The sequence below is a fragment of the Mycobacterium neglectum genome (genome assembly GCF_002591975.1).
GTDB classification, from domain to species: Bacteria; Actinomycetota; Actinomycetes; order Mycobacteriales; family Mycobacteriaceae; genus Mycobacterium; species Mycobacterium neglectum.
The window spans coordinates 1-23,940 of record NZ_NVQE01000030.1 but is presented as its reverse complement, the minus strand read 5'-3'; the positions used below and the strand labels follow the sequence as shown (position 1 = coordinate 23,940).

Sequence of the window (23,940 nt, the reverse complement as noted above, 5' to 3'; positions counted from 1 at the left end):
CACCTTGCAGGCGCGAATCAAAAGTGCCAAGCTTTCTTGCCATGCAGGCAAATGAGGAGGACAGCGTTGACGTCCGGGTGCGGCGTCGCCTCCGCGACTTACGGATGCAGCGTGGCCTCACCCTCGAAGAGGTTGCGGGGCGATCGAGCATCGACGTGTCGACACTGAGCCGTCTCGAGTCCGGTAAGCGGCGGCTTGCACTCGACCATCTCCCCCGCCTCGCTTCCGCGCTCTCGGTGAGCACCGATGAACTGCTTCGCGCGCCCGAGGCGGAAGACCCACGCGTACGGGCAAGCTCGCACACCAGCCATGGAATCACCTACTGGCCACTGACGCGCCAGGCGGCGGCAGGCGGCCTGCACGCGTACAAAATCCGGATCAGTGCCCGCCGCCGTACGCCGCCTGCCGAACTACCGGTCCACGAGGGCCAGGAGTGGATGTACATCCTGTCGGGGCAGGTTCGACTTATCCTCGGAGACCGAGACTTCACCGTCAAACCCGGTGAGGCCGTTGAGTTCTCGACGTGGACACCGCACTGGTTCGGCGTGGTCGATGGCCCGGCGGAGGCGATCACGATATTCGGCGTGCACGGCGAACGGCTACATCTGCACGGCTAGTGCCAGCTCGGCGAGGTGCTTGAGTGAGTTGTCCAGATGCTGCCGGTCGAACGGGGGGAACCCGATGTTCTCGCGAATGGCCTGCGGCACCGCCGACCAGTCATACGTCAGCGTGACCTCCGTCCGGTCGTCGTCAACCGACTCGAGGTCGTAGCGCCAGATCCAGCCGCCGAAGTCGAGGTTGGCATCGTCAGTGCCCTGGCCCGGCAGCCACGCAATCGCGTGCGGCGGTGCGAAGACCTCGACCCGGTTGGCAATCTCGTAATGCATGCCCCCGAAGTTCTCGTGGTACATCGCCATCCGGAAGACCTGGCCGACGTCGGTCAGCCGCTTGCCGTCGAGCGATTCCCGCACCCAACCGGTGCCGTCGATCGCCTGATGGGTGGTCGGGTCGGCCAGCACATCGAATACGGTTCCGACCGGCGCAGCTATAGTGCGGGTCGATTTCATGGTTTCGTCGGTCATGCTGGTACCGACCGACGGCGGCTCAGAAACTCATCGAGCCCTACCTACCCCAGATAGGCCGTTTGATTGACCAGCCGAACCGAGGCGGCACCGTCGGGATAGAACTCGGCGATCGACAGCGACGCCAGGTCCAAATGCATTCGGTAGAGGATGCTCGGGCCCGCATCGAGCGCCATGCGCAGCAGTGTCTTGATGGGCGTCACATGCGACACCAGCAGCACTGTCTCACCCGGGTGTTCGGAGATGATCCGCGCCCGGGCCCTGCCGACACGCTCTGCTGCGGTGTCGAAGCTCTCCCCGTCCGGCGGCGCCACGCTGGTGTCGCGCAGCCAGCGCTTGTGCAGTTCCGGATCCCGTTCGGCCGCTTCGCCGAACGTCAGCCCCTCCCAGCCTCCGAAGTCCGTCTCGATCAGATCGGCGTCGACGGAGACATCGAGGCCGAGTGCTTTGGCTGCCGCCTCGGCGGTGTCGTACGCGCGCTGCAGCGGCGACGCGATGACGGCCGCGATGCCGCCCCTGCCTGCCACGAACTGTGCGGCCGCTTCGGCCTGGCGACGGCCGAGCTCGGTCAGCGCTGGGTTACCGCGGCCCGAATACCTACGCTCCACCGACAATTCGGTCTGTCCATGCCGCAGCAGCTGGAACTGGGTTGGCGCACCCCGCGCGCCGGTCCAGCCGGCGGGGTTCGGGCGCTGTTCGGGCTTGACTTCGGCCGCTGTCTCCAGTTCGGCGGCCGCATCCATCGCCTCGTTGGCCAACCGGTCGGCGTGGCCGTTCTTCACCCGCGGAACCCAGGTGTAGGCGACGCGATCGAATCGCGTCGACAACGCGGTGGCCTGCTGATGCAGCGGCACCATGTCCGGATGCTTGACCTTCCAGCGCCCCGACATCTGCTCCACCACCAGCTTGGAGTCCATGTTCACGTCGACCTCGGAGGCGCCCAGTTTCCCGGCCTCCTCCAAGCCGGCGATCAACCCGCTGTACTCGGCGACGTTGTTGGTGGCGCGACCGATGGCCTGCTTGCGCTCGGCGAGAACGGTGGTGTGGTCCGCCGTCCACACCACGGCGCCGTAGCCTGCCGGGCCCGGATTGCCGCGCGATCCCCCGTCGGCCTCGACGATAACTTTCACGCGCCGGTTCCCTTGACTCGCAACAGGATTGCACCACACTCAGGGCACCGAAGCACGTCGTCCTCGGCGGCGGCGGAGATCCTGGCCAGTTCGCCACGGTCGATCTCGATCCGGCAGGCGCCGCAGCGGCCGCCCTGCAGCAGACCGGCGCCCGCGCCACCGCGGGTCCGCTGACGCTCATACAGCGCAACCAGATCGGCGTCCAGGCCGGCCACTAGTTCGTCGCGCCTCGACAGCGATTGTCGACGTAGGTGGTCGAGTTCACTGCGCGCCTCATCGCACGCGCGCTGAGCCTCCCCCAGCTCCTTCTGCAACTCATCGATCTTCGTGAGCTCGGCGGCCTGCTGGTTCTGCAGCTCCTCGCGATGCTCCATCACTTCGAGCAGCGAGTCCTCCAGCGACGACTGCCTGCGCTGCAGCGTCTCCAACTCGTGCTGTAAGTCGGTGAGCTGCTTGGCGTCCGTGGCTCCCGAGTCCAGCAGCCCGCGATCGCGGTCCTCGCGCTGACGGACGCCGTCGATCTCGGATTCGAACTTGCGCACCTGCTCGTCGAGGTCTTCCAGCGCGATCTGAAGTGCAGCCAGCCGATCGTTCGCCTCGCGATGCGTCGCCTGGATGTCATCGAGCCGCTGTAACTCGACGAGGTGGCCCGCCCGGTGCTCGATCCGGCCCCGCTCAGCATCGAGTTCAGCCAGTTCGAGCAACGAACGTTGTTGGATTACTTCAGCTTTCATGCCTCGTTCTCTCGACATTCCAGGGGTCAGTACGAACCGCTGACACCCGCACGGGTAAAGCGTCACCGAAATGACTTCGTAAGACATCGGCCGCCTGCGTGCACCACGGGTATTCGCTCGCCCAGTGTGCGACGTCGACGAGGGCCACCTCGGATGCACGCCGGTGCTCGTCAGCGGGATGGTGCCGTAGGTCGGCGGTCACGTAGGCCTGCACCCCGGCGCCCCCGACGGCGTCGAGCAGCGAATCACCCGCTCCGCCGCACACCGCCACCCGGGACACCATGGCCTCGGGATCGCCGGACGCACGGATACCCCACGACGTGCCGGGCAGCGCATCATGCACCCGTGATACGAAGGCCGACAACGTCTCCGGTCTCGTCAGGGCGCCGATGCGGCCCAGTCCGACGTCGCCGGGCAGGGGCGCGAGTTCGAAGACGTCGAAGGCGGGCTCCTCGTAGGGATGGGCGGTGCGCATCGAAGCCAGCACATGACCGCGCGCCTTCGATGGCGCGATCATCTCGACCCGCTCCTCGGGCACCTGTTCGACGGTCCCGACGGCGCCGATGGCAGGCGTGGCACCGTCGTGCGGCAGGAACTGGCCGATTCCGGTGGCGCTCCAACTGCAGTGTGAGTAATCACCGATCTGCCCGGCGCCCGCGCCGAACATCGCTTCCCTTACCGCGTCGACGTTTTCGGGATTTTCGGTGGGGACGAAGACCACCCACTTGTCCAGACCCGTTCCGGTCGGGATCGGAGCGAGGACCTCTTCGACGGTGAGACCCAGTGCGTCGGCCAGGGCGTCCGATACTCCCGGCGACGCCGCGTCGGCGTTGGTGTGCGCGGTGAACAGGGCCCTCCCGGTGCGGATCATCTGATGCAGCAGCGCGCCCTTGGCGGTATCGGCGGCGACGGTGTCGACCCCGCGCAGCAGCAGCGGATGATGGGCGAGCAGAAGTCCGCCGGGTGGCACCTCGGCGACGACGGCAGCGGTGGCGTCGACGGCGACCGTCACCGTCTCGACGATCTCCGAAGGGTCACCACAGACCAGTCCCACCGAATCCCAGTCCAGCGCCAGGCTGGGCGGATAGGCCGTCTCGAGAACGTCGATGACGTCCGACAGCCGTGGTCGGATGTCGCCGGCCGAGCGGCTCCGGGCGCTCACCGCGTCACCTCGGCCATCGCCTCGACGAGCATCGGCCATTCGCGCCGCACCGCCGCTCGCAGGAACTGGCCTTCCAGCCCGACGAAGGTGTCACAACGTCTCAGTGCTATGCCCTTGCCGTCGAGGTGTTTTCGCATCAGTTCCGCGTCCTCGACGGCGAAGAGGACAAAGGGCGCGCATCCGTCGACAACATCTACGCCGATGCTAGTCAGCCCATCGGCCATCTCGGCGCGCAGGAGGCGCAGACGTTGTGCCCCGCGCTCGGCCTCGGCAACGGCTTCGGCGGCGCTGCAGGCGGCGATCGCCTCGAGCTGCAAAGTGCCCAGCGGCCAATGCGGGCGCCGCGCGGTCATCCGGTCGAGCAGTTCGGCGGGCCCGAGCGCATAGCCGACGCGCAGGCCGGCCAGCGCCCATGTCTTCGTGAGGCTGCGTAGCACCACCACGTCGGGCAGCGCTTCGGCCGCCAGTGACTCCGCCTCGCCGGGTATCGCATCCGCGAACGCCTCGTCGACGACGACGATGCGGCCGGGCCTGCGCAGCGCAGTGATCTGCTCGCGGGGGTGCAGCACCGACGTCGGGTTGGTCGGATTCCCGACGACGACGAGGTCGGCATCGTCGGGTACGGCGCCATCGCTCAGGTGGTAGGGCGGCGGGAGCACGACGTGTCCGAACGCCACGCCGGCGGCGGCCAGCGCGGCCTCGGGTTCGGTGAAGGACGGCGCGATCAGTGCCGCGGACCGCGGCCGCAGGCCGGCCAGCAGTGCGAACCCCTCGGCCCCACCGGCGAGCAGGGCAACCTCGTCGACGCTGCGCGAATGTCTGGCGGCGACGGCAGCCCGCGCCCGCTGCTCGTCGGCCTCGCTGGGGTAGGAGCCGAGGTCGGCCATCCGCGCGGTGAGCCGATCGACCAGCCAGGACGGCGGCTGGTCCGCGCGGACGTTGACGGCGAAGTCCAGCATGCCCGGACCTGCGGCCTGGTCGCCGTGATAGCGCGCTCCCGGACGGGATTGGCTTGCCACATCACGACACTAGTGGGCCGTCGGGGACAATGAGTTTGTGACAGCCTGCCCACAATTGGTGATCTTCGACCTCGACGGCACCCTGACCGACTCGGCAGAGGGCATCGTGGCCAGTTTCCGCCATGCATTGGGCTCGATCGGCGCCGCCGTTCCCGACGGTGACCTGGTCGGCATGATCGTGGGTCCGCCGATGCATCACACGCTGCAAGACCTGGGCCTTGGCGAGCAGGCCGACGCCGCGATTGCCGCGTACCGGAAGGACTACCTGGCCCGCGGCTGGGCGATGAACCGTCCGTTCGACGGGATTCCCGCGTTGCTCACCGATCTGCGGTCCGCGGGGGCTCGGCTCGCGGTGGCCACCTCGAAGGCCGAACCGACAGCGCAGCGCATCCTCGCCCACTTCGGCCTCGACGAGCACTTCGAGATCATCGCGGGTGCCAGCGTCGACGGCATGCGCGCCACCAAATCCGATGTGGTCAAGCATGCGCTGGCCCAGCTGGAGCCTCTGCCGGAGCGGGTGCTGATGGTCGGCGACCGGTCACACGACGTCGAGGGCGCAGCAGAGCACGGCATCGACACCGTGGTGGTCGGGTGGGGGTACGGCCAGGCAGATTTCGTCGGCCCCGACGCGGTCGTCGCCCACGCCCACGTCGCGACCGTGGACGAGCTAAGGGAGGTGTTGGGTGTCTGAGGCGCCGCTGCACATCACCTTCATCTGCTCCGGCAACATCTGTCGCTCGCCGATGGCGGAGAAGATGTTCGCGCACCAGATCCGCGAGCGCGGCCTGGCGGACGCGGTACGGGTGACGAGCGCAGGGACCGGCGGGTGGCATGCGGGCGAACCCGCCGACCGCAGGGCCAGCCACGTACTCCGTGAACACGGCTACCCCACGTCACACTCGGCGGCACAGATAAACGACGACCATCTGTCCGCCGACCTCGTCATCGCACTGGGCCGGAATCACGTCCGGATCCTGTCGGAGATGGGCGTCGAGGCAGGCCGGCTCCGGATGTTGCGGTCATTTGACCCACGGCAGGGGGCACACGCCCACGACGTCGAGGATCCTTACTACGGCGACCACGACGACTTCGAGGACGTCTACACGGTGATCGACGCGTCGCTGCCCGGCCTGCACCAGTGGGTCGACGAGCAGCTCACCGGCCGTGGAATCGCGAGCTGATGAAGCGCTGGGCCTTCTTACTCAGGCCGTCCTGGCTGGTCCTGTTTGTTCTGGTGCTCGCGTTCGCCTATTTGTGTTTCACCGTGTTGGCGCCGTGGCAACTCGGAAAGAACAGCAAGACGTCGCGGGAGAACAACCAGATCTCGCACTCCGTGACCGCTGACCCGGTTCCGGTGACAACGCTCTTGCCCCAACAGGATTCGTCGGCGTCGGATGAGCAGTGGCGCCAGGTCACCGCCACCGGAAGGTACCTGCCCGATGCCCAGGTGCTGGCCCGGTTGCGGTCTGTGGAGGGCGAACCCGCCTTCGAGGTGTTGGTGCCTTTCGCCGTCGAGGGCGGTCCGACCGTGCTCGTCAACCGCGGCTATGTGCGCCCCGAGGGCGGCTCGAAGGTGCCCGCGATTGCCGCGCCGCCGACGGGATCGGTGACCATCACCGCCCGGTTGCGGGATTCCGAGGGTCTGATCCAGGACAGGGAGCCGTTCCGCCAGGACGGCGCGCAGCAGGTGTACTCGATCAACCTCGAGCAGATCTCCGCGATCACCGGGGTGCCACTGGCCGGCTCGTACCTGCAACTGGTCGAGGATCAGCCCGGCGGACTCGGCATCATCGGGCTTCCGAACCTCGATGCCGGTCCGTTCCTGTCGTACGGCATTCAGTGGATCGCGTTCGGCATCATCGCACCGATCGGCCTTGGTTATTTCATCCGCGCCGAGATCCTGCAGCGCCGGCGGGAGAAGGCCGCCAAGGATGCCGCGGACGCGAAGCCGGATGCGCCCGTCACGACCGAGGCGAAGCTGGCCGACCGCTACGGCCGGCGGCGCTGAGGACCAACGCCACGATCGCGGTCGCCACTTGCACGGCACGTGACAGGCGCACGGCCCGGGCAAGATCGGAAACCTGCGGCGCCCTGCCGTCACCGAGCGTCGGCCGGATCTCGAGTTGATGGGCGTACTGGGTCGGGCCCCCCAACCGCACTCCCAGCGCGCCGGCGAAGGCGGCCTCCACGACACCGGCGTTCGGGCTGGGATGACGTGCCGCGTCACGCCGCCATGCATGCCACGCTCCGAAAGGTGAGCCACCGACGACCGGTGCGCACACGATGACAAGGACCGCCGTGGCGCGCGCGGCGGCGAAGTTGGCGGCATCGTCGAAACGCGCTGCAGCCCAGCCGAATCGGGCATACCGCGGCGAGCGGTGACCGATCATCGCATCCAAAGTGTTGGCGCCGCGGTAGACCAGGATCGCGGGAACCCCGCCGACGGCGCCCCACAACAGCGGGGCGACCTGCGCATCGGACGTGTTCTCCGCGACCGATTCCAGTGCTGCCCGGGTCAGGTCCTCGGCGTCGAGGACGGACGGGTCCCGTCCACACAACGACGGCAGCAGGCGACGGGCCGCCTCGACGTCGCCCGCCGCGAGGTGAGTCGCCATCTGATCGCCGGTGCGGGTGAGCGACGTTCCGCCCAACGATACAAAGGTCGCCGCGGCCATGGAAGTCGCAGTGGTCACTGCGCTCGCCGCTCCCCTGCGCCCGGCCACCCGCTCGATGAGTACACCCGTCACGCCGAGGGCGCCGAGCAGAGCGACGGTGTGCACCACACCGGCTCGGCGGGTGTCGGCATAGCTCAGCCGCTCGAAAGCCGCTGAGCCGCGGCCGAACAGCGCGACCGGATGACCACGGCGGGGATCGCCGAACACCAGGTCGGTGAGTAATCCCGCCGCCAATCCGGCGACGCGACCGCGACGACGTGACGAAATCACCCCGGCAGCGTCTCACAAGGTGGCGGGCTCGCGATCACCGGTTATGCCGCCGACAGCAGTCAAGGGGTCCATGATCACGGCAGAGACAACAACGAGGAGTCCACGATGACGTTCCCAGCCCTGAATCATGTCGCGCTCACGGTGCGTGACCTCAATGTAAGCGCGCCGTGGTACCGGCAGTTGATCGACGCAGACCCCGCGATCGACGAGGACACCGCCGCCGGGTACCGGCATGTGGTGTGGGTCTTCGACAACGGGACCCTCTTCGGCATCCATCAACACGAGCGCGACGTCCCCGACGAACGCTTCACCGAATTCCGCGCGGGGCTGGACCATGTCGGCTTCGGATGCGCCGATCGCGCCGCGCTCGAACGTTGCGTGGAACGACTCGACTCCCTCGGGATCGACCACGGCGGAATCGTCGACGAGAGCTACGGGTCGGGCCTGAGTTTCCGTGATCCCGATGGCATCGCGCTGGAGTTCTTCGCGCCACCTAGCTGAGGTCGACGACGATGCCCGATGCCGGGTCGACCTTTCCATCCAGCAGCTCGAGGTAGGCCCGCTGAATCTCGTCCTCGGTCGAAATCCGCTCGATACGAAGCCAGCCGGCGGCCCACCGTGCGAACGGCGCCCACGACTCAGCGACCTTGCGGTCGAGCTCCGCGGTCCCCCAGTCGTTGCCGCGCTTGGTGATCCGGTCGGGCGCGAAGAAGAACGTCGGCGTTGGGCCCGCGAGTTCGCCTGCCCCCTGGGCAATTTCGGTCCAGTGTGTCGCGCCGACCGTAGAGCTGTGGGCCAGCCGATCACCGTAGTGGGCGTGCACGTCGACGCGCACCGCGCCGTCACCTGAGATGTCGACGTACACCGCCCGATCACCGGGAAGCTCAGACACCGCGTCGTACAGACACACCGAGTCGTAGATGTTCAGCCCCTCGACGAACTCGCGGTTGCCCTCCGACGTCAGGCCCACGACATCGATGCCGTCGCGCTTGGCGAGCAGGTACGCCGCGATGATCGCCGTCTTGGCCGACGCGCTCGAGATGACGATCGTGTCGGCGCCGAAGAAGTTCTCGTCCGCCAGGAAATCATCGATGAGGAACGACGTGAAGAAGAGCGGGAAGAACAGGATGTGCTCGGCCTCGCGGTCGGCCGAATAGACGGGGTCGGTCTCGATGTCGCGGTAACCCTGGTAGGCCGACGGCAGATTGGCACGGTGCGGCGCGGCGTCGAAGAACCCCTTCTCGTTGACGCGGGGAACGACCACCAGGTGGCTGGCGCACGGCAGGTAGCCGTAGACCCGCATGCCCTGCGGCACACCGGAATGCCGGGATTCCTCGACGTGGGCGTAACCCCAGACGTTCAGCTTCCCCCAGGCCGCGTCCGACGCCGGGAAGAAGTCCCAGTAGTTCATCGCGTCACCGAACACGGCGTAGGTGATGTTGTTCGCGGTCAGCCCGAACGACTCGATGCGAAGCAGCGCCTCGCCGTCGGCCAGCGGCGGCGGATCGCCATTGACGATGCGGCTGTCGTGTAGATCCTTGCGGTTCAGCTCGAAGTCCACCCGCCCAGCCTTACATAAACGCGCGATTGCCATACCGGTCGAGCGAGACCAGCTCTCCGACCGGGCGACGCGTCGTGGGCCCGTACTTGCCGATCGGCCAGCCCATCGGGATGACCGCGCACGGCGTGACGTTCCACGGCAATCCCAGGGCGCGCCTCGCCAGCAGCTTGCTCCACAGCGGGATGGTGATCAGTGCCGCGCCCAACCCGGCGGCACGTGCGGCCAACAAAAGGTTCTGCACGGCGGGATAAATGGAACCGTAGGCACCGGTCACGGCGATGGGCGGCCACGGCGGGACAACACCCCTCAGGCACGCCACGATGACGACGGGGATCTCGTCGAAGTGTTCGGCCTGCCACCGCACGGCCTTCTCGTTGCGGAGCATCTTGTCGTCCATGCGGCTGCCGAGCGCGCGCTTGTAGAGAGCGCCGCCGAGCTTGATGGCCGTGCTATTCAGCCGGCCGAGTTTCGCGACGACCTCGCGATCCTTGACGACGATGAACTCCCAGTTCTGCGCATTCGAGCCCGTCGGCGCCTTCATCGCGAGTTCGAGGAGGTGCAGTATGAGCGCGTCGTCGACCGGGTCGGGTTTGATCCGCCGGATCGCCCGCTGAGTTCGCATCGCGTCTTCGATCGGCATGGTCAGAGATTCTGGCTGCGTCATGGCATTGATCCCAGCACGGCCAGCGCGTGGGTCAAGAGGCGAGGGTGGGCGCGGACGGTATCGAACCGCCGACCGCTGGTGTGTAAAGCTGCACCAAAGCGTCTCCACCATCTCACCGAGTGCCAGTGGTGTCGATATGTCCTGGTGGCGGGTCTCAGGCGTGTCACCGCGTCCACCGTTTCACCGGTCGTTCCTGCGCGTCTTGGCACACTCTTGGCACACTCGGGGGGTTGGACTCACAGCGGACGGCTTATCGGTAAGCCCATGCCGGAATCGGCGCTCGTACCGGGTAGGCCAGAGCACCATTCGTGCGTTCACCCGCGCCGAGGCGGCGCAGGCGAAGCAGTAAGCCCGACAGTCCCCGCAGCCGATTCCCCAACAACCTGCTGATCGTCACCAGGCGTGCTAACACCCGAATGTTGGTTGCTGTTCTGACGTTTGATGAACCAGATGGACCTGCGGGTGAATAATGTGTCAGGAGGTGCTCGGCGGTCGCGGCCCCTCACGCCGTAGTGAACATCCGCCGTTGACGTCCTTGCTCGAAGGAGCCTCGGACTGATGTCGGATCATTTCTCAGGACCGCGGGCGCTAGCGGATCCATCATGCGACATCTGTGACCTGTACGCATTTCCCAGTCCAGAGCGGCCCGGTCAACTGGTGCTCGTGATCAACGTTTTTCCGCTTGCTGGCCCGACCGCGCTATTCTCCGACGCGGTCATATGCCGATTCCGACTGCGTCCGCTCTCGATTGCTCAATCCGGCGGGGCGGCCCAGTTCACCGTCGAAGAAACCGAGGCGACATTCGACTGCAGCTTCGACGTCCCCGTTCACCGCGAGGGATCGACGATTCAGGAAGGGCGCTGTACCACGCCAGCGGGTGACGTGGTGTCGGTCGTGGTCAACGACCAGGGCGACACTCGAGGTCCGGGTGTACGCATCTTCGCCGGACTCCGCGGACCAAGTAAGTCCGATCGGCAGCTTCACCGACCCGGAGTACGCGCAGGTCGGACTGACCGAGGCGAAAGCCCGAGAATCGCACGATGTGGCAGTGACGACGATTCGCTTCGACGGGAACACCCGCGCCATCATCGACGGTCGCACGACGGGGTTCTGCAAGCTGATCGTCGACGGCGCCACGTGCACCATTCTGGGCTGCCATGTCGTGGGCGAACGAGCCGTCGAGATTGTTCAGGCCGTGGCCATAGCCATGACAGCGCGGATGCGGGTGGACGACCTGGCCCGGGTTCCGCTGTCGCTTCCCACCTATACATCAATTCTTGGGCGCGCGGCATATCGTGCCGCCGAACAGCTCAACCTGGACGTCAGCGGGCAGCTGTACGAGGAGAAGGGACACCCATACTCCCGCTGAGTTTGAAAAAGGCGACCCCGGATTTCCCCGAAACCGCCTATGACCTGCTAATTGCTTTGTCGGGCTGACAGGATTATTCACACAAGCGGTCACGGCGATCTCACCATCACCACCTCAGCCGTGAAAGCAACGTGGTGACCTCGGACGATATCGAATGGTCCACCGCCCTCGGTCTACGACCGGGGGCGACGGTCGTTACGTCACTTGGCGTCACCGTCGATCGCAAACATCGGGCCGAGAACCGCCCGTCGGCCGCTCAAGTGCGCCACACGAGCGTTCTCGGCGGCGTCACTCGTCGAGTTTCTTGAGTTGTTCGCGCAGCTGCTTGGCTTCGCTTTCCAGCTTTTTCAGCCGTGCGTGCAGCGACTTACGTGACGGCGGCTTGGGGTTCAATAGCTTGATCGGCTTGGGCCGGGGTGCGACCCAGTCGACGGGCGCATATGCGACCAATTTCCGGACCACAGAGCACATGTAGCACTCCCGAAACGGCGCGGGGCGCGGCCAACCTGCGGCCAGCAGCCGCTTATGCCAGCTGTCCAGGTCGGCCGCGTCGGCCCGCATTTCCTCAAGCCGCTTGGCTGTGGGGTAGGTCGGCCCGTCCTCGGGTTTCCAATCGACATCGGTGACCACGTCCGCGAAGTGCCCATTTCGCCCGGCTGGCGAAAGCCGCTGGCGTGCTCGCGATTCGGCTGCACGACGTCCGGCACACAGCTGCCACCATGCTCCTCGACCGCGGCACCACGGCCTTCCGCTACCGCCAAGTGGTTGGTCACGACCCGCGATCACACTGCGGGTGTGTGACACATCTACGACGACGCCCTAGCGGCGGCGGGCGATGCGCTGCTTGGCCGGTCGAGCCAACGTAGACCGGTGAACTAAACGCGCGGGCAGCCTGGCTAGTCCGGCGATGGCGCTCGCGGCAGAGCCCCGCGTCCACCACGGCTGCCGTGCCGCTTATGGCGAATGATGCTCGCTCTGAATTATATTGCAGACTAGGGCCATTCAGCCACTCCCCCACGTTCCCTATTGAGATTCGCGTTTCATGGATACTCGTCATTATCCATGTTGAACCTCTGCATATTGCATCAGATGAATCAACGTTCCTATTCTTTGGTGCGACTGACAGGTCCCTTCTTCTCCTGTGAAATCTGTGCTGGGCTGCGGTGTTGTGGTCATCATGGCAGTACGTAACAAGGTCTAGCTGGTCGCTCTACCGCGACACGCGCAACTAACAGCGGCAGATGTATAGCGGTGACGTGCAGCGATGTGGTATTGATTCATTGGATGATTCAATGACTCATTACACGAGACCAGCTGGGAGGCCGTTTTGCCCGTCGACAAGAGTGGCCGTTTCTATGTTGTCGACTCGGTTCCGCTGCTCCATCCTGAGGCACAGACGGTTCAGGAGATGCTCGAGGGTTGGCGCAATCAGCAACTATGCCGCAACCTCGCACACGACACCATCGAACAGCGGATCCGGCTCGTTGAGCGGTTCATGGCGTACACCAATGAGTTTCCGTGGACGTGGACACCGGTGATGGTTGAGGAATTCTTCAGCGACCTGCGCTCGATATCGCGCCGTAAGCAGTCGACGATCCGCGGATACCAGAACGCGTTGCGGCTGTTCTGCTCCTACGTCAGTCATCCCGACTACGGCTGGGACCGTGTGTGCGAGCAGCGATTCGGTGCCCATCCTGCCCAGGTCTTCTTCGAGTGGAACACCGCCGCACACGTTCAAGACAACGAACAGTCGCCGGCAAAGCGGGCCTTCACCAAACGCGAGCTGCAGGAATTCTTCGACCACGCCGACGACCGAGTCGTGTTGATCGCCGCCTCCGCGCGCAAGGGGTGGTTGCCGGCCTACCGCGACGCAGTGATGTTCAAGCTCGCCTACTCGTATGGGCTGCGGTTCAACGAACTCCGACATCTGCAGACTGTTGATTTCGCCCGTAATCCACACGCCCGCGAGTTCGGACGCTACGGCGTGGCGCACGTCCGCTACGGCAAGGCAAAACGTGGGTCCGCGCACAAACGCCGCAGTGTACTGACCGTGTTCGATTGGACGCCGGAGGTGATCGCCGATTGGCTGGCCCACGGACAGCAATGCATGGACGACGGCATCGACCTGTTCCCCAGCGAGCGCGGAGCGCTGGTCGCCGAAGACACCCTCCTGCGCCGATTCCGCCGCTACTGCAACGACCTCGGCCTGTCGGCCGGGCTGGATCTGCACTCGCTGCGCCGCTCCTACGCGACTCATCTCATCGAGGACGGGTGGGACCCAATGTTCGTCCAGCACCAGTTGGGCCATGAACACGCCAGCACCACAGCGCTTTACACCTGCGTCTCCAGCGATTTCCGCATCCGCACGTTGCGCCGGGTGCTGGACGCCACGATCGATGATGCACTCGCATTCAGCCAGGAGGAGAGCTCATGAAGCGACAAGTCGACTATGCGTGGCGGCTGGCAGAAATCATGGCCGCCCATGGTATGCACAACAGCACCGACCTGATCCCCCGGCTCGCCGAACGCGGTGTCCAGCTGTCCCGGCCCCAGGTGTATCGAGTGGTATACCAACGGCCCGAACGGATGTCACTGCATCTACTGGCCGCTCTGTGCGACATCTTCGGCTGCGGAGTCGAAGACCTTCTCACCGTCACCGCGACCGACGTCCGCCGCAAGAAAGCCGCCGCATCAACCACGACTGCGCGCCCGAACGTTGTCGAACTGAACAAATCAGTGCGTCCCCGTCGGGCCCGTGTGATCCGCGATGACGATTGATCCCAACCGGCGATCAGCGCCGCGCGGACGACCACCGGTCCGCGATGGAGCCCTGCAGTGCACCAGATGCCAACGAATGGCCAACCAGCTACGCGTGAACTGGCCCGCTGATCGACTGTGCAGCAGCTGCTTTTACGCGGCGATGCGCACCCGCGGCATCTGTCCCATCTGTGGGCACGATGGCGTGCTACCCGGCCGCGTCAACCACATGGATCCTCGACCGGTATGCCTGTCATGCGCCGGTATCTCCGGCAACTACCGATGCGCAACCTGCCATGCCGAAGGCCAGCTTTACCGCGGCGGGCAGTGCGCTCGCTGCGCGCTCCGCGATGACCTCACTGCTCTGATGGTCGACGGCGCCGCCGACCCGGTGACCATGGCCACCATCGTCACAATCCTGTGCGGGGTTGACCGACCCGAAAGCATCCTTTCCTGGAAACGCTCACCCACCGTTCGGGCGCTGCTGACCGGCCTGGCCGGTGGGGACATCCCGCTCAGCCATGACGGTCTTGACGCGGCCGGCCAAAGCAGACAGGTCTCACATCTGCGCAGCCTGCTCGAGCACAACGGTTTGCTCCCGAAACGGGATGAACGCCTCGCGCGTTTCCAGTTCTGGCTGGCGTCCAAACTCGACACGATCTGCGAGCCAGCCGTTCGAGCGCCCGTCGAACAGTTCGCTACCTGGCATCATCTGCACCGCCTACGCCGAAACTCACAGCCTGGGCAGACCTCCCATGGCCCAACACATTCGGCCAAACAAGAAGTCAACGAGACAATCAAGTTCCTTACCTGGCTGCATGAAACCCATCACCGCACCGCGGCCATCTGCCGACAGCAAGACATCGACGAATGGTTAGCCACCGGACCGACAACCCGTACCAAGATCCGCACGTTCGTCGTGTGGACCAACAAGAGCAAAATCAACACCGCGCTGCGCCTCGATGCCCCACCGGCCAGGAGCAGCCGCTTGCTCACCCAAGACCAGCGGCTGGCATGGGTTAAAGAACTCCTCACCGGCGACATGGAATCACTGCCCTACCGTGTCGCGGGCACACTGCTGCTGCTCTACGCCCAACCCCTGATGAAAATCGTCGCCCTGCCCACAGCGGCGATCGTAATCACCCCAGACGAGACGCGCATATCGCTTGGGGCTGAACCTGTCCCGGTACCTGAACCCTTCGCCGACATGCTCAAAGACCACCTACACAACAGGCCCAACCTTCGAACCGCCGGGGGCATGGTCACCAACCCATGGCTATTCCCCGGCCACCGTGCTGGCAAGCACCTCGATCCACACACCATGATGATGGCGCTGCGCACCCTGGGTATTAACCTGCTCGCAGCGCGCAACTCCGCACTGGGCAACCTCGTCGCCGAGATACCCCCTCCCGTAGTAGCCCACCTCTTGGGCTACAGCCACAACTGCACCCAGCGACATGCACAACTCGCGGCCCAACCATGGTCGCGCTACGTCCCATAGCAACTAGGGGTTGCCGAACACGGTTCTCAATGAGTTATCCGCGATCGACCTGCGCTGAGCCACTACCCGGCCCCTGAACGATGACTCCGCCGCGAGCTCGTAGACATGCGCTGACGCCCTAATACGACGGATCCAAATATGCAGGGTTACCGGTAGGTTAGCGCGCGTCGACCTCGTTCGCCGTTTGGTCCGTTTAGTCGCCTCGCCGTCCCCCGAGGTGCAGCTGCAAGCCAGAGCGTTAGTCATAACCGACGACAAACTCGATATCAAGACGTTCTCGCTCGAAGAGGTGGCGGCGATGGTACTGCCGCCAGATATGACGAACGGCGCTCGTTGGCTATCACACCGATTGAACCGCGGCGAGTTAATCCGGGTATCGCGTGGCTCGAACGTGGCGGCTGACACACGCTGACGTCGAGGACTTGATCGAGCGGCATAGAAACCGTCCTCCACCCCGGATCGATGTGCAGGCGCCACAAACTGTCACCCTGCAGCAAGCCGATGCGCATCCGTCAAACGCCTCGACCTGCCCCGCGACGCCACCCTACCTTTCGACGACGACGCGTTCGACACGGTCGTATGCACCTTCGGCGTCTGTGCCATCCCCGATCACATACAGGCCATTGGTGAAATGGCTCGGGTGCTGCGACCTGGCGGGCGGCTGATCATCGTCGACCACGTCGCGAGCACTTCACGGATCGCGCGCGGCGTGCAGCGAGTACTTGAGGTTTTCACAGTCCCCCTCGGAGGCGAACACTTCCTGCGCCGACCAGTCAACGAAGTCCCCTCGGCTGGATTCGAGGTTGGGCAAGCACAGCGGTTCAAGCTCGGCCTCGTTGAGCGCCTCGTCGCTCGCAAGGCGATCAGCTAGGCAAGGTGTGTCACCGGCAACCTTGCGGCCGCAGAGCAGTGACGCCAGCACTCGGGTATGGGAAAAGCTCGTCAACCGAACAGGTGAGCGGATTTCGGGACTGTACGGGACTGAGCTGATACCGAGGCAGCTCAAGTGCTAACCGAGGAGTATCTGAGCAAGCCGCGTCGTCGTCTGCACACCCTCGTCATAGCCACCCTGTCCGTCGAGGGAGTTCATGATCGCGAGCGTGTAGCGCTGCTGGGGTCCTGCAAAGCCGACACTGTTGACGACCCAGCCACCCTGTTCCTGCGACCATCCGTTCTTATTACCCGGTGTCATCGCAGAACCCGCACCCCAGACGCCCCACTGCTGCTCGCTGTCGACGCGCTGCATTTCTGCAACCACCGCCGCCGCATCGTTTCGCGGCAGACCGGTCAACACATAGTTCATGAGTCCGTCGAAGTCATCGGCGCTGGCTTTCTGGAAGCCCCAGTACGGAAAGACATCGCCGAATCCCGGCTGCGGGCGCACATTTGGCATGCCGTAGCGCGGAAAGTTCGCGTTGAATGCCTGAGCTGTTCCGCCATGGCGCGACCACAGCGTGTCCGCGGCTGCGTTGTCAGAGCTTCGCAACATCGCAACCATGAGGCGCCGATCTTCATCGCCGAGCCGTAGCGCGCCAGCCCGTTCGCGAGTCAACAGGTCGGCGACCATCGCGAGTTTGATCGTTGACGCTGTCCAGATCGGCGTTGCGGCGTTCGCGTTTCGGTACTTTGCGCCCGTTGCACGATCCCGCAGCACAAAACCGACGGTCCCGGGTTGGGTTTGCAAGTATTGGTCCGCGGCCGAGATGCGCTGACGCAAATCACATTGCGAATCCGAAGCGCCGCACGCAGCGCGCGCTGCAGGCAGAGCTTCCCCAACCCCGACGAGTAGCGCGACGATGAGCGAAAGGGCAGCCAGGGCACGTGCATACATTGCTCTGCTCCACTTTCGTCGGGTTATCCGCGCGAGTCATCTACGGTCCGCCTACGTTGGTCGTTTGTAGCACAAGGCGCCACCCGTAATGCCTTTCGAGCGCGGATCGTTATGCGTGTCGCGCCGCGGATTTCGAAGGCGCGCGGCCGGAGGCCAGTCGGGCCATACCCCACCACGCGACGGGCGCGAGCGCCAGTACGGACCACATGCCCGGTACGTAGGCGACAACTGATTCGTTAAGCCACGGGAAGACAAGAAAATGCGCCAACTCCGTGATGCCCATCGACGCGAAGAACGTCCACGCCAAATAACGACCGAACGGCTGGGATCGCGCCATCAAGACCGGCATTAATAACCACGCATCAACCGAGAGCCCTACCAGCGCGATGATAGGTACAGCGGTGACTTCCGGTGTGCGGATACCGGTGACATCGGAGAGGTAGGCAAAGAAGCCCATCTGCTTCTCCTCCACGCGGTGCAGCGCGAACAAGATCAAGGCGATTCAGTAAGGGGCGCTGATGTCGCGCCATTCTCCGCGGGCGGGCAGCACCAGCCACAACACCAATCCACCAACGAATCCCGCCGTGAATCGTCAGAGCGCCCAACGCGGTGTAGCCCAACAGGAACGTTAGCGCGCTCAAGCCCATGGCAAATACCACGGCACGCGCGGAAACTTTCGCATGTCCCGCTGGTATACCTGCGCCGTGCGAGCCTGTTACTTCGATAGTTCCGAGGCCAGGTCGGGCGGCATCGGCATCGGGGTCATCAGCCCGGTAGCTACGCGACCCGTATTTCCGTGTGGGTAGCGGCCGCTCAACGACCCGGGTGCGGCGACGATAAGGCGGAGGACTTGGCCGAGGGCTTCGCGACGGTCATGCTGGCGTAGTGCGAGAGCCAGCATCGCGGCGTGGTTGCGAGTGTGCAACCAGGGGTCTGACTGAGATACAATGTGTGCACGCTCCAGATGGCGCCAGCGTTCTTCGGACAAACCAGCGGCTTTCGCCGCGCCCATCTCGCGAAGGTCAATGGATCGCGCATGTGGTTGCAGGCGGCTCATGAGGGCTCCTTCCTCGGACAGCGTTGCTCCGCGTGGCCATATCGATAATCACGCTGAGATTGGAGTCGACCTACCCCCGGTATGAAGCGGCCGACGCGAGACGCAAAGGCGAGGTAGGCCGCACCGTGAACACGACGTAGATAGGGCTCTTCCGCGAGACGCACCTGCACTTTGATGCCGATCACGATGATCAGCACGCCGGCGACCGCCACGAGGTTGGGCAGCATGATCGCCATACCCGCGAACGTGATGATCACCGCGGCAAAGATCGGGTTGCGCGCCACCCGGTAGACACCAGCGGTGACAAGGTCGGAGCGTTCTGCCGCATCAATACCGATGCGCCACGATGCGCCCAGCGACAGCTGAGCGGTAAGGGTGAGAACCAGGCCGAGCACCGCGAGCACGACACCAGTTCCGCGCAGGATGACGTTGTCCAGAGGTGGGAGGACGGCCAAGCCTACGAGCGCAGCCAGTGGTGCGGCCAGACCAACGGTGATGTAGCCGAGATCTGTACCGGCGAGTGCCCACCACTCCAATGAGCCGTCCGGTCGCCAGGTGCGCCGATTGCCGCTGTCACCGGTACGGCGCAACTGGATGCGTCTACGTCCCGCACCGACCACCAGGATATTGGCCGCGAATAGCGCGAACACCGCGATGGCCATCACTGACTGCGTCCCGCATGGATTCCGCTGAGCGGGCCGAAGGAGGGTACATCGCCAGAACATGCTGCGGTGTGGAGGAATCGGTCAGGCTGGACCTTGAAGCGTTGTGCACACGCGGAGGAGCAGAACCGATACCGGAAGCCTTCATGGCTGACCGTGGATGTGATGCTGTCGTCGCTCAGGTGCATTCGGCAGACCGGATCGACATGGCTGCATGGGCAACCAAGCCCGAGGTCAATGCTGAACACGGCCAGTGGTTCGCCGAGATTGCGCAGGCTCACCAAGCCGAGGCTGGTGACGACAAGGCCTGCGCTGCTGGCGAGTCGGCGACCGGCCGGGCAGCCAAGACTTGTGCAGGGCCAGCCGAAGCGGCCAGCCGTGATGCGATGTTCACTGTGTTGCCGTAGACGTCGTCGCGCAACGCAACGATTGGTCCGTAGTGAATTCCGGCGCGCAGCACCGGGAATCCGTCTGCGCGGCGGGTGGCATCGGTGATGCGGCCGATGAGTTCGAGGACGGAGCGCGGAGTCGGCGAGGTAACCAGTACGGCGTCGCCAATCGTCTTGATAAGCCGGTCGCTTTCGCCGAGGGCGACCCTAGTGAGATCGGCGAACGCTTCGGCCAGTTGGGCCGCGTGACGATCGCCGTGGACCTCAGTTAGTGCGGTGAATCCGGACAAGTCGACAAAGGCGACCGCTGCATAGTCGTTCGTGATCGTGTGGTCGTGGTCCAACGAGGCGTCCAGCTGGAACTCCATCATTCCGACACCTCCACAAATCAACGCCCCTGAACGATATGATCGCCATTTGACGATTAATGTACTGGGTACGCTATCATCGTTGTATGGCGATGACAACCCGTGGACCCTCAACACGACCTAGCTCAGATCTCGCACCGGCGGTGGCGTTGTTTCACAGCCTGTCCGATCCGACGCGACTGGCGATTCTTCATCGACTCACGGAAGGCGAAGCCCGAGTGGTCGATCTGACTAGCCTGGTGGGCGCTGCGCAGTCCACTGTGTCAGCGCACCTGGCATGCCTGCGCGACTGCGGCCTAGTTGCAGGTCGTCCAGAGGGGCGACAGATGTTCTACTCATTGGCTCGCCCAGAGCTTATGGATTTACTGTCATCGGCTGAGACGCTGCTGAGCGCAACCGGCAACAAGGTGGCGCTGTGCCCCAATTATGGAACCCGCCCCCGCGCAGCGACTGACAGCGCAAAGGCATCAGCCCGATGAGTGACGTATGCTGCGGCCACGATAAACCAAACGACACCGAGCACGGCGATGACCGTGAGCCCGAACGGCTCTGGGAGATAAGCGAACTGCGTCTGGCAGCGGTTTCTGGAGCCTTCTTGTTGGCTGCACTCATCGCCGGCTGGACCGACGCGGCGCGGCCGGTGGTGCTCACACTGGAGGCCGTAGCGCTGGCTGTGGGGGCGTACACCTTCGTCCCCTCCGCGCTCAAACGGCTCACCGCGGGCAAGATCGGCGTCGGAACGCTAATGACCATCGCCGCCGTCGGCGCGGTGATCCTCGGCGAAGTCGGCGAAGCCGCGATGCTGGCATTCTTATTCTCCATCAGTGAGGGCCTGGAGGAATACTCGATTGCCCGCACCCGCCGCGGACTGCGGGCACTTCTCTCACTGGTACCCGATGAGGCCACTGTGCTGCGCGATGGAACCGAAATGATTGTCGCCCCAAGCGAATTGCAGGTTGGTGACCGCATGCTGGTCAAATCCGGTGAGCGGATCGCCACTGATGGGGTCATCCGCGAAGGACGCACGGCGTTGGACACGTCGACGATCACCGGTGAGTCAGTTCCGGTCGAAGCAGGACCCGGCGACGAGGTGTTCGCCGGGTCGATCAATGGTGCCGGTGTGTTGGAGATCGAGGTCACCAGCACCGCCGAGGACAACTCGTTAGCCCGCATTGTGAGGATCGTCGAGGCTGAACAATCTCGGAAGGGCGCCTCCCAGCGGCTGGCCGACCACATCGCGCGCCCACTGGTTCCAGGGATCATGATCGCTGCGACACTGATCGCGGTGGTAGGCAGCGTCTTCGGCGATCCCACCACATGGATTGAGCGTGCCCTTGTCGTGCTGGTGGCCGCGTCGCCATGCGCTTTGGCGATCGCGGTACCGGTCACGGTCGTCGCCGCGATCGGTGCCGCCAGCCGACTCGGCGCTCTGGTGAAGGGCGGTGCCGCGCTGGAGGCTCTGGGCGCGGTGCGCGGAGTCGCGCTCGACAAGACCGGAACCCTGACCGCCAATCGGCCCGTCGTCATCGACGTCGCCACCACCAACGGCGCCACCCGAGAACAGGTCCTGGACCTAGCGGCCGCCGTGGAGGCGCGCAGCGAGCATCCTCTAGCTGCGGCCATCCTGGCCGCCGCCGACACAATCACCCCGGCCACCGACGTTGAGGCGGTCACCGGCGCCGGACTCACCGGCCGTCGCGACGGACACGCCATTCGCCTGGGCCGCCCCGGCTGGCTCGACGCTGGGCCGTTGAACGATGACGTGATGCGAATGCAGCAGGCCGGCGCCACTGCGGTCCTCGTAGAAGTCGACAGCAAGGTGATCGGCGCGATCGCCGTCCGCGACGAACTGCGGCCCGAGGCTGCCGAGGTCGTCGCCCAGCTGCGTCGTGACGGCTACCACATCTCGATGCTTACCGGGGACAACAGAGCCACAGCGCAAGCGTTGGCCAAAGGCGTCGGCATCGACGCTGTGCACGCCGAGCTGCGCCCGGAAGACAAAGCCCGGCTGATCGAACAGCTTCGCGCCCAGCGCCCCACCGCCATGGTGGGTGACGGCGTCAATGACGCCCCCGCCCTGGCCACCGCCGATCTCGGTATCGCGATGGGCGCGATGGGCACCGACGTGGCCATCGAGACCGCCGACGTAGCGTTGATGGGTGAAGACCTCCGGCACCTCCCGGAGACGTTCCGCCATGCCCGCCGAGCTCGCCGGATCATGCTGCAAAACGTCGGGCTATCGCTGGCGATAATCGCCGCGTTAGTGCCCCTGGCGTTGGTCGGCGTGCTCGGTCTGGCTGCTGTCGTGTTAGTCCACGAAGTAGCCGAGATCGTCGTCATCGCGAACGGGGTGCGTGCCGGTCGAACCAAGACATTGGCCCTCGATACCCCTCAAGGCTCATCGGTGCCGCACACCACAGTTGGGACTGCCTCGCACTGAGCCGACGACAGTTACCGCAACGCCTTCTCGATTGCGTTGCGCAGGTCATCGGAATTTCGGAGCCGTACTTGCTCACCATTGATGAAGAACGTTGGTGTGCCTTGAACACCGAGCTGTTGGCCGTCGTTGACATCGAGTCGGATACGTTCCGATGTCGCGGGATCGTTGTACGCCGCGTCGAACGCGGCCATGTCGAGACCCAATTCGGAGGCGAAGCCACGGAATACGTCGTCGGCCGGTGTTCTTTGTTCGCCCCATTGGGTCTGCGTCTCATACATCTTGTGATACATCGGTTCGAGCTGTCCTTGCTGCGCGGCCGCCTCAACCGCGCGCGCTGCCCGTTCAGCATTGAAATGCCCCGGGAGAGGGAAATAACGCAACACGAATTCGACCCGGTCGCCGTAGTCTGCCCGCAATTGCTCGACGATGGGATATGCGGCTAGACAACCCTCACATTCGAAGTCCAGGAATTCGACGAACGTGACCTCTGCGTCCGGATTGTCGTTCATCCTGTGGCTGTTGTCGCGAACCACCTGGGCAGTACCCGCGTCTGCGGGCACCTCGACCGGCTTTTCGGACGCGGTTCGGTTGACCAGAACAAAAACTGCAACAGCGATCAGCACAGCGGCTGCGGCGAACGTTAGTACTGTCCGGCCGACGCGGGTCTTCAACACCACAGTTCTCCCAAGTTTGTGTCGCTGGCAGCGGGGGTCCATACCCAAGCTAACGTGCATCTACGCCATGACACCCACACAGCGCATCTTGGCGGGCACTCCGGATCGTTCCTTTCCTGGGCTGCAAGCTCGACGCCGTCAATTGGATCAGAATTCTTACGCCGATCCCGGCGCGCTACGTAGATGACGACACCGGCCACTAAGAGGGCAGGCCCGAAAGCCGGCAGCGACATCCACAGACCGACGTCCGTGGCCACGAATGAAACGTCGGCTTGGGCTATCGCGCGCATCAGAGCTCATCCTCACAACAAGGTGGTGTAGCGCGTTGGCGACGGGGAACTCGCACCTGTGACACCAAGAGAGAGGTTGTCCCGGTCTTCGTGGAATTTGAGGTGGCGGTCCCTCACCTGATGCCCGCCAGATGGTAGGTCTTCGGGTGAACGACCAAGTACACCTCGAAGAAGGAGTAAGGGACCGCCATGAAGACCGTACCTACTGTTCGCCTCGCTGACACGACCGACGCCGCCGGGTTGCCTGAGCTGCCGGAGGAGATCCGGCTGGCGATGACCAGCATCGCCGGGGCGGCCCGGGAGGG

General features: G+C 64.6%; 28 protein-coding genes and 2 pseudogenes. 13 read left to right on the top strand and 17 right to left on the bottom strand.

Going from position 1 to position 23,940, the window contains the following annotated elements; genetic code table 11:
* The first annotated feature begins 41 nt into the window (after positions 1-41).
* The gene (locus CSQ99_RS21245; RefSeq protein ID WP_099040978.1) at positions 42-617 is read left to right on the top strand and encodes a helix-turn-helix domain-containing protein; all 576 of its coding nucleotides are present in this window, start codon (positions 42-44) and stop codon (positions 615-617) included.
* On the opposite strand, the gene CSQ99_RS21240 is transcribed toward CSQ99_RS21245, so the two are convergent.
* Genes CSQ99_RS21240 through cobC form a run of 5 tightly spaced genes read right to left on the bottom strand, consistent with a single transcriptional unit; the run spans position 600 to position 5,127 of the window.
* The gene (locus CSQ99_RS21240) at positions 600-1,082 is read right to left on the bottom strand and encodes an SRPBCC family protein (protein ID WP_099040977.1); all 483 of its coding nucleotides are present in this window, start codon (positions 1,080-1,082) and stop codon (positions 600-602) included. The genes CSQ99_RS21245 and CSQ99_RS21240 overlap by 18 nt on opposite strands.
* Before the next feature lie 44 nt (positions 1,083-1,126).
* Positions 1,127-2,212, bottom strand: a complete 1,086-nt coding sequence (locus CSQ99_RS21235; RefSeq protein WP_099040976.1) for a bifunctional RNase H/acid phosphatase — start codon at positions 2,210-2,212, stop codon at positions 1,127-1,129.
* Positions 2,209-2,946: a zinc ribbon domain-containing protein gene (locus tag CSQ99_RS21230; RefSeq protein ID WP_099040975.1), complete on the bottom strand. Its 738-nt coding sequence runs from the start codon at positions 2,944-2,946 to the stop codon at positions 2,209-2,211. Before CSQ99_RS21230 ends, CSQ99_RS21235 begins: the two co-directional genes overlap by 4 nt.
* On the bottom strand, positions 2,936-4,078 hold the full coding sequence (locus CSQ99_RS21225) for a Nif3-like dinuclear metal center hexameric protein (protein ID WP_099041027.1): 1,143 nt from the start codon (positions 4,076-4,078) through the stop codon (positions 2,936-2,938). The genes CSQ99_RS21230 and CSQ99_RS21225 overlap by 11 nt, the downstream gene beginning before the upstream one ends.
* Positions 4,079-4,104: 26 nt before the next feature.
* Positions 4,105-5,127, bottom strand: a complete 1,023-nt coding sequence (gene cobC / locus CSQ99_RS21220) for an Rv2231c family histidinol phosphate aminotransferase CobC (protein ID WP_099040974.1) — start codon at positions 5,125-5,127, stop codon at positions 4,105-4,107.
* Positions 5,128-5,164: 37 nt separating this feature from the next.
* On the opposite strand from cobC, the gene CSQ99_RS21215 reads away from it, so the two are divergent.
* The 3 genes from CSQ99_RS21215 to CSQ99_RS21205 are packed head-to-tail and all read left to right on the top strand — an operon-like array spanning position 5,165 to position 7,135.
* Positions 5,165-5,818, top strand: a complete 654-nt coding sequence (locus tag CSQ99_RS21215; protein WP_099040973.1) for an HAD-IA family hydrolase — start codon at positions 5,165-5,167, stop codon at positions 5,816-5,818.
* Complete coding sequence (locus CSQ99_RS21210) at positions 5,811-6,308, top strand: low molecular weight protein-tyrosine-phosphatase (protein WP_099040972.1); 498 nt, start codon at positions 5,811-5,813, stop codon at positions 6,306-6,308. Before CSQ99_RS21215 ends, CSQ99_RS21210 begins: the two co-directional genes overlap by 8 nt.
* The gene (locus CSQ99_RS21205) at positions 6,308-7,135 is read left to right on the top strand and encodes an SURF1 family cytochrome oxidase biogenesis protein (RefSeq protein ID WP_099040971.1); all 828 of its coding nucleotides are present in this window, start codon (positions 6,308-6,310) and stop codon (positions 7,133-7,135) included. Before CSQ99_RS21210 ends, CSQ99_RS21205 begins: the two co-directional genes overlap by 1 nt.
* Here CSQ99_RS21205 and CSQ99_RS21200 read toward each other — a convergent pair.
* Positions 7,089-8,072: a cobalamin biosynthesis protein gene (locus CSQ99_RS21200; RefSeq protein WP_099040970.1), complete on the bottom strand. Its 984-nt coding sequence runs from the start codon at positions 8,070-8,072 to the stop codon at positions 7,089-7,091. The genes CSQ99_RS21205 and CSQ99_RS21200 overlap by 47 nt on opposite strands.
* A gap of 105 nt (positions 8,073-8,177) precedes the next feature.
* On the opposite strand from CSQ99_RS21200, the gene CSQ99_RS21195 reads away from it, so the two are divergent.
* The gene (locus CSQ99_RS21195; protein ID WP_099040969.1) at positions 8,178-8,573 is read left to right on the top strand and encodes a VOC family protein; all 396 of its coding nucleotides are present in this window, start codon (positions 8,178-8,180) and stop codon (positions 8,571-8,573) included.
* On the opposite strand, the gene CSQ99_RS21190 is transcribed toward CSQ99_RS21195, so the two are convergent.
* Complete coding sequence (locus tag CSQ99_RS21190; RefSeq protein ID WP_099040968.1) at positions 8,566-9,633, bottom strand: DUF2855 family protein; 1,068 nt, start codon at positions 9,631-9,633, stop codon at positions 8,566-8,568. The two genes, CSQ99_RS21195 and CSQ99_RS21190, sit on opposite strands and share 8 nt — an antisense overlap.
* Positions 9,634-9,643: 10 nt before the next feature.
* The gene (locus CSQ99_RS21185) at positions 9,644-10,297 is read right to left on the bottom strand and encodes a nitroreductase family protein (RefSeq protein ID WP_245909024.1); all 654 of its coding nucleotides are present in this window, start codon (positions 10,295-10,297) and stop codon (positions 9,644-9,646) included.
* Between the two features lie 558 nt (positions 10,298-10,855).
* On the opposite strand from CSQ99_RS21185, the pseudogene CSQ99_RS31925 reads away from it, so the two are divergent.
* Both CSQ99_RS31925 and CSQ99_RS31040 read left to right on the top strand, forming a co-directional pair.
* Positions 10,856-11,077 (top strand): annotated as a pseudogene (locus CSQ99_RS31925) (DUF4331 family protein); the annotation flags it as partial.
* A gap of 148 nt (positions 11,078-11,225) precedes the next feature.
* Positions 11,226-11,666 carry a hypothetical protein gene (locus CSQ99_RS31040; RefSeq protein WP_176561135.1) on the top strand — a complete coding sequence of 147 codons (441 nt, stop codon included), beginning with the start codon at positions 11,226-11,228 and terminating at the stop codon, positions 11,664-11,666.
* 288 nt (positions 11,667-11,954) lie between these two features.
* Here CSQ99_RS31040 and CSQ99_RS21170 read toward each other — a convergent pair whose 3' ends face one another.
* Positions 11,955-12,296 (bottom strand): hypothetical protein, encoded by a 342-nt coding sequence (locus CSQ99_RS21170; protein ID WP_099040966.1) that lies wholly within the window; start codon positions 12,294-12,296, stop codon positions 11,955-11,957.
* 697 nt (positions 12,297-12,993) lie between these two features.
* Between CSQ99_RS21170 and CSQ99_RS21165 the strand changes: the two genes are divergently transcribed.
* From CSQ99_RS21165 to CSQ99_RS31510, 4 genes and pseudogenes are all read left to right on the top strand, one after another.
* Positions 12,994-14,100 carry a tyrosine-type recombinase/integrase gene (locus CSQ99_RS21165; protein WP_176561134.1) on the top strand — a complete coding sequence of 369 codons (1,107 nt, stop codon included), beginning with the start codon at positions 12,994-12,996 and terminating at the stop codon, positions 14,098-14,100.
* Positions 14,097-14,444 (top strand): helix-turn-helix domain-containing protein, encoded by a 348-nt coding sequence (locus tag CSQ99_RS21160; protein WP_099040965.1) that lies wholly within the window; start codon positions 14,097-14,099, stop codon positions 14,442-14,444. The genes CSQ99_RS21165 and CSQ99_RS21160 overlap by 4 nt, the downstream gene beginning before the upstream one ends.
* Before the next feature lie 76 nt (positions 14,445-14,520).
* Positions 14,521-15,924: a recombinase XerD gene (locus CSQ99_RS21155; protein ID WP_099040964.1), complete on the top strand. Its 1,404-nt coding sequence runs from the start codon at positions 14,521-14,523 to the stop codon at positions 15,922-15,924.
* Positions 15,925-16,450: 526 nt separating this feature from the next.
* Positions 16,451-16,555: pseudogene (locus CSQ99_RS31510) on the top strand (hypothetical protein); the annotation flags it as partial.
* A 60-nt stretch (positions 16,556-16,615) separates the two neighbouring features.
* On the opposite strand, the gene CSQ99_RS31505 reads toward CSQ99_RS31510, so the two are convergent.
* The 7 genes from CSQ99_RS31505 to CSQ99_RS21120 form a co-directional block, all read right to left on the bottom strand.
* Positions 16,616-16,870, bottom strand: coding sequence for a hypothetical protein (locus CSQ99_RS31505; protein WP_245909023.1), 255 nt, complete (start codon positions 16,868-16,870; stop codon positions 16,616-16,618).
* 63 nt (positions 16,871-16,933) lie between these two features.
* The gene (locus tag CSQ99_RS21145; protein ID WP_099040962.1) at positions 16,934-17,755 is read right to left on the bottom strand and encodes a serine hydrolase; all 822 of its coding nucleotides are present in this window, start codon (positions 17,753-17,755) and stop codon (positions 16,934-16,936) included.
* A gap of 109 nt (positions 17,756-17,864) precedes the next feature.
* The gene (locus tag CSQ99_RS21140; RefSeq protein WP_245909022.1) at positions 17,865-18,251 is read right to left on the bottom strand and encodes a hypothetical protein; all 387 of its coding nucleotides are present in this window, start codon (positions 18,249-18,251) and stop codon (positions 17,865-17,867) included.
* A gap of 219 nt (positions 18,252-18,470) precedes the next feature.
* Positions 18,471-18,812 carry a DUF3703 domain-containing protein gene (locus CSQ99_RS21135; protein WP_099040961.1) on the bottom strand — a complete coding sequence of 114 codons (342 nt, stop codon included), beginning with the start codon at positions 18,810-18,812 and terminating at the stop codon, positions 18,471-18,473.
* The gene (locus CSQ99_RS21130) at positions 18,809-19,474 is read right to left on the bottom strand and encodes a methyltransferase family protein (RefSeq protein WP_099041024.1); all 666 of its coding nucleotides are present in this window, start codon (positions 19,472-19,474) and stop codon (positions 18,809-18,811) included. Before CSQ99_RS21130 ends, CSQ99_RS21135 begins: the two co-directional genes overlap by 4 nt.
* Positions 19,474-19,722 (bottom strand): YHS domain-containing protein, encoded by a 249-nt coding sequence (locus CSQ99_RS31920; protein ID WP_425437847.1) that lies wholly within the window; start codon positions 19,720-19,722, stop codon positions 19,474-19,476. Before CSQ99_RS31920 ends, CSQ99_RS21130 begins: the two co-directional genes overlap by 1 nt.
* A 29-nt stretch (positions 19,723-19,751) precedes the next feature.
* Positions 19,752-20,234: an adenylate/guanylate cyclase domain-containing protein gene (locus CSQ99_RS21120; RefSeq protein ID WP_099040959.1), complete on the bottom strand. Its 483-nt coding sequence runs from the start codon at positions 20,232-20,234 to the stop codon at positions 19,752-19,754.
* A gap of 83 nt (positions 20,235-20,317) precedes the next feature.
* Here CSQ99_RS21120 and CSQ99_RS21115 point away from each other — a divergent pair, with 83 nt between their 5' ends.
* Together CSQ99_RS21115 and CSQ99_RS21110 are read left to right on the top strand one after the other, a co-directional pair.
* Entirely contained in the window at positions 20,318-20,710 is a 393-nt protein-coding gene (locus CSQ99_RS21115; RefSeq protein ID WP_099040958.1) for an ArsR/SmtB family transcription factor, read from the top strand.
* Positions 20,707-22,671, top strand: a complete 1,965-nt coding sequence (locus CSQ99_RS21110; protein ID WP_099040957.1) for a heavy metal translocating P-type ATPase — start codon at positions 20,707-20,709, stop codon at positions 22,669-22,671. Before CSQ99_RS21115 ends, CSQ99_RS21110 begins: the two co-directional genes overlap by 4 nt.
* 11 nt (positions 22,672-22,682) lie before the next feature.
* Here the strand turns inward: CSQ99_RS21110 and CSQ99_RS21105 are convergent, their stop codons facing one another.
* Positions 22,683-23,387: a DsbA family protein gene (locus tag CSQ99_RS21105; protein ID WP_099040956.1), complete on the bottom strand. Its 705-nt coding sequence runs from the start codon at positions 23,385-23,387 to the stop codon at positions 22,683-22,685.
* Between the last annotated feature and the right edge of the window lie 553 nt (positions 23,388-23,940).

What these genes read in the sequence shown, in the direction of transcription:
- CSQ99_RS21230 (WP_099040975.1), bottom strand. Translation starts at nt 2,946, where the DNA reads ATGAAAGCTGAAGTAATCCAACAACGTTCGTTGCTCGAACTGGCTGAA.
- CSQ99_RS21110 (WP_099040957.1), top strand. Translation starts at nt 20,707, where the DNA reads ATGAGTGACGTATGCTGCGGCCACGATAAACCAAACGACACCGAGCAC.
- CSQ99_RS21245 (WP_099040978.1), top strand. Translation starts at nt 42, where the DNA reads ATGCAGGCAAATGAGGAGGACAGCGTTGACGTCCGGGTGCGGCGTCGC.
- CSQ99_RS21195 (WP_099040969.1), top strand. Translation starts at nt 8,178, where the DNA reads ATGACGTTCCCAGCCCTGAATCATGTCGCGCTCACGGTGCGTGACCTC.
- CSQ99_RS21155 (WP_099040964.1), top strand. Translation starts at nt 14,521, where the DNA reads ATGGCCAACCAGCTACGCGTGAACTGGCCCGCTGATCGACTGTGCAGC.
- CSQ99_RS21240 (WP_099040977.1), bottom strand. Translation starts at nt 1,082, where the DNA reads ATGACCGACGAAACCATGAAATCGACCCGCACTATAGCTGCGCCGGTC.
- CSQ99_RS21185 (WP_245909024.1), bottom strand. Translation starts at nt 10,297, where the DNA reads ATGACGCAGCCAGAATCTCTGACCATGCCGATCGAAGACGCGATGCGA.
- CSQ99_RS21115 (WP_099040958.1), top strand. Translation starts at nt 20,318, where the DNA reads ATGGCGATGACAACCCGTGGACCCTCAACACGACCTAGCTCAGATCTC.
- CSQ99_RS21205 (WP_099040971.1), top strand. Translation starts at nt 6,308, where the DNA reads ATGAAGCGCTGGGCCTTCTTACTCAGGCCGTCCTGGCTGGTCCTGTTT.
- CSQ99_RS21160 (WP_099040965.1), top strand. Translation starts at nt 14,097, where the DNA reads ATGAAGCGACAAGTCGACTATGCGTGGCGGCTGGCAGAAATCATGGCC.
- CSQ99_RS21105 (WP_099040956.1), bottom strand. Translation starts at nt 23,387, where the DNA reads ATGGACCCCCGCTGCCAGCGACACAAACTTGGGAGAACTGTGGTGTTG.
- CSQ99_RS21120 (WP_099040959.1), bottom strand. Translation starts at nt 20,234, where the DNA reads ATGATGGAGTTCCAGCTGGACGCCTCGTTGGACCACGACCACACGATC.
- CSQ99_RS21145 (WP_099040962.1), bottom strand. Translation starts at nt 17,755, where the DNA reads ATGTATGCACGTGCCCTGGCTGCCCTTTCGCTCATCGTCGCGCTACTC.
- CSQ99_RS21135 (WP_099040961.1), bottom strand. Translation starts at nt 18,812, where the DNA reads ATGAGCCGCCTGCAACCACATGCGCGATCCATTGACCTTCGCGAGATG.
- CSQ99_RS21130 (WP_099041024.1), bottom strand. Translation starts at nt 19,474, where the DNA reads ATGGCCATCGCGGTGTTCGCGCTATTCGCGGCCAATATCCTGGTGGTC.